Genomic DNA, 3,396 nt, shown 5'->3' on the forward strand with positions numbered 1-3,396 from the left:
TTATGAATAGTGTTTTAAATTAATTAGTTACAATTAATTTCGTTCTGCGTTAAGGCAGAGTAGAAGGATTTTCAACGTGGTTTTACTGATGAAATCAGCATAAAATTGGTGTGTTTTTGCGCACGAAGTCACATATACGTCACATGAATTTTACATTGTGACACACTAAATCGGCGATATCGTCTCAACTACAGTATACGGTTCCGCGGTTGACCATTAGGGGGCTACCAAACACAAAATGTATCCGTCGTTACCTATAACTCATTGTTTATGATGAACCTGGCTATCAACAGGCGCTTGCCCTCGCTCAGTTAAGCCGTAGTCCCGTACCACCGCCGCTACCCGCAGGCGGTAACCGGCGAACACACTCGCACGCCCCGCGGCTTGTGCGCCACGATGCTGTTCAATATTCCGCCACTGCTTAACGGCCGCCTCATCGCGCCAAAATGATAGCGATAACAACTTCTGCGGGTTACTTAAACTCTGAAAACGTTCTACTGAAATAAAACCGTCCATTTGTTCCAATAAAGGTTTCAGTGCCACGGCATAATCCAGATATGCGTGGTACTCACCCTCTGCCGGTTCAACTTCAAAGATAACTGCAATCATCAGTGGCCCCATCGGATAAAATGAAAGAAAACAATATTAAACGAAGCCATCAATGCATTTAAGACATTTACGTCTTTTCTGGGGTTAGTTGGCGATTATATAGGATGTACGTCACTTACTATGCCGGTAGGGGAGCATGTGCTGGCGCGGGTTAAAAGCTTCAGTCATTGATGGGATTGGGGCGCCCTCATGGCGGTTATTTTGTTCTTATCGGGATAACAGCATTGGATCGCCCCGATAAAACGCAGTAATACAAAACCTCATAAAGCCACAATGATAAAAGCCCCGACTACAGTAGTCAGGGCTTTTAAGGTACTACAGATTTAAAATTAAACATTAATCAACTTAATAACGTGACACTTATCTTAGTACTATTTACAAAGATGTACCTATTTCTACAGGAATATTTGGTGCTTACAACTAACTCTATCCTCCAATATATTAACTGAATGATAACATTTCCCGTTCGTTACATTTAGCCATGCTTATGATAACACTGACTAAATTAGTACATCACCCTCGCGATATATACTCTTGCTACATGGCTTTACTTTCTTCGCGATATCCTCGACTTCATACTTACGTACACAAATCGCGAACATTACTATTAACAACAAAGCCTTAACTCATCGCGTTTTGGTCCACATATGCGATCGTAAAGATTTATTACGTGGCCTGAAATCATCATCGCACGGGTCCATTATTAAAAACCCATCGCAAATCTCACATAAAAAAATATTTCGTGACCTTTATCGCATTATTTTAAATCAACTACATAGACACCGGCTAAATAAAGAGTTCGTTACTAATTGCACCGGTGTTGAATTCCAATCTACGTGTTCTGTACCAGATGTCAATACTGTTTTTAAGAACATGTTTTTATTATCAGTACTACTGAAAATAACTTGGTATTTTATTGGTTTAGAATCATACAAAATCATCCGTATCGAATCACAGGAGTCGGTATTACAAGATAATCTTTTGTATTTACTACATTTTAAAATCCCGCGCCTGAGATGTGCCCCCAATTATGCCCCCAAATACTTTTGCTTGATGGCTAGGGCGCTGAATTGAAACGGGCCGCTGCTGCTGGTGGCCCGTAAGAGGATAACTTTCAGGTACATTTTTAAGGTATTTTTCGACACGCGATTACTTTATGTTGATACCATAACCATATGGCTGATGAATGTTTTTCTGAGTGTATTTCCAATTAATTCGTCTGATAGCCGCCTAGTGAACATCTATATATTCACTTTTTAGCTAGGGCCCGGAGTAAGTGGTTAGCTACCTCGACAAAACTTGCCAACGCCTCTTCATAGGAGTGTGGTTCCTGCGAATAAACCAGTGGGCTAAGCCTCGTTATGTATAAATGGTTCAACCATTTACCCTCCCCATCTTTAGTATTTTTTATGACATCAAGACTTTTACTCAGGACACTATACGGGTCATCAACGAATGCCTGAAATTGCTGTGAATATTCTTCCATATCAGTTTTTACTGAGTGCCCGAACATACTAGCAGCAGCATTAATCGCTTTGGGTTTTATTGTGTATATGCGCCATACATCATAAATATGCCGTACTAGCGCCTCATCAAATTCGGCTTGCTTCACGCCAGCACAATACATTGCAAATCGTCTTAGAAGAGATAAGACCTTTTCGGCCAGAGTCTCGGATATGTTGATACATTCGATATCAAAATCAGGGTAGCTTTTACCATTTACTAATTGTTGATAAAGATAATTAATCTTTAACTTCTCAGTAGGTAAATTGATGGGGCGATTTATTAATTCTACTTTTATACAGCTACGCAGAGGGTTAGAAACACCGCTACTGAAATTCCCTTGATAGCTTAAATCGACATTATAATGACGGTGTTTATCATTGATTTCAGGGTTTTCACCTTCTTTATCAGTAAGGTAGAAACCTAGTTCTGCTAGCTTTGTTGTCAGTTTTTGATGAATATCTTTCAGTCTTGCTTTATCAGATGAGCATTCATTTTTTAATTTATAGGTGTTCGGAACCTCTGGAAGAATGACTTTTATATCAATATCTTCTGACATCCGACTAATCAAATTATAAGCTTTCGATAAGCAAGTACCGCCAGCAAACACTAATCGGACAGGAAGCTCTATATTTACTGGCTCAACAGGTACTTTTTTACTTCTAGGGTCAAATCCTTTTAACTGTGCCTCATGCACTACATTCAAGTTAGCTAATATACGTAATGCATCTGTTACATGCACATCTTTTTCAGCGACGAATGCTGGCAGGCCATTTAGCAGGCCCGCAGCTTCCGCATCCTGAATATCAGCAATTTGCTCATCCGTAAGTTTTTTCATATTTTACATTTTTACCCGAAACAGTGATGTTTCTGGATATTTTCCTTCCTGGAGTTCTGACTTGAAGCTGCATTGGGATCTGTGTCGTTCTTCCCGCGTTATAATCCTCTAAGGCCTTGCCCTGAGTGACTTTCACGTTGAGTTTTTTGAACGTTTCTTCCACAACAGTTTCAAATGGTGCGGCCACCGTCCTTTTCCCCGCAAATCGGTTAAATCGAGTTTTTGCATACACGCCAAGGCTAACCCGAATTAATACGCCCTCTTTAACGAGTTCAGACAATGCTTTGCTAACTTGCGATTTGCTACCCAGGTGTTCCAGCTCCGAACGCAGTACAACAATACCTTTCCGGTTGGCGACGGAGCGCAACAGTTTTTGCTTCAAAATCATGATTGCCTCCTTTAAGCACTCATAGGTAACCAAATTCTTATTATAGATTGTTTTTAAT

The 3,396-nt window shown here is 40.3% G+C and carries 3 protein-coding genes; all 3 read right to left on the reverse strand.

The window, feature by feature from the left end; all coding sequences use genetic code 11:
* Nucleotides 1-261: 261 nt before the first annotated feature.
* Nucleotides 262-609: an antibiotic biosynthesis monooxygenase family protein gene (locus V2A85_RS22720; RefSeq protein ID WP_420072436.1), complete on the reverse strand. Its 348-nt coding sequence runs from the start codon at nucleotides 607-609 to the stop codon at nucleotides 262-264.
* A gap of 1,249 nt (nucleotides 610-1,858) precedes the next feature.
* Nucleotides 1,859-2,950 (reverse strand): nucleotidyl transferase AbiEii/AbiGii toxin family protein, encoded by a 1,092-nt coding sequence (locus V2A85_RS22725; RefSeq protein ID WP_420072437.1) that lies wholly within the window; start codon nucleotides 2,948-2,950, stop codon nucleotides 1,859-1,861.
* Nucleotides 2,931-3,396: DUF6088 family protein (locus tag V2A85_RS22730; RefSeq protein ID WP_420072438.1), on the reverse strand; the 466-nt coding region annotated here is incomplete at its 5' end. The genes V2A85_RS22730 and V2A85_RS22725, both read right to left, overlap by 20 nt.

This window comes from Yersinia sp. 1252 StPb PI (assembly GCF_048593885.1).
Lineage (GTDB): Bacteria > Pseudomonadota > Gammaproteobacteria > Enterobacterales > Enterobacteriaceae > Yersinia > Yersinia enterocolitica_E.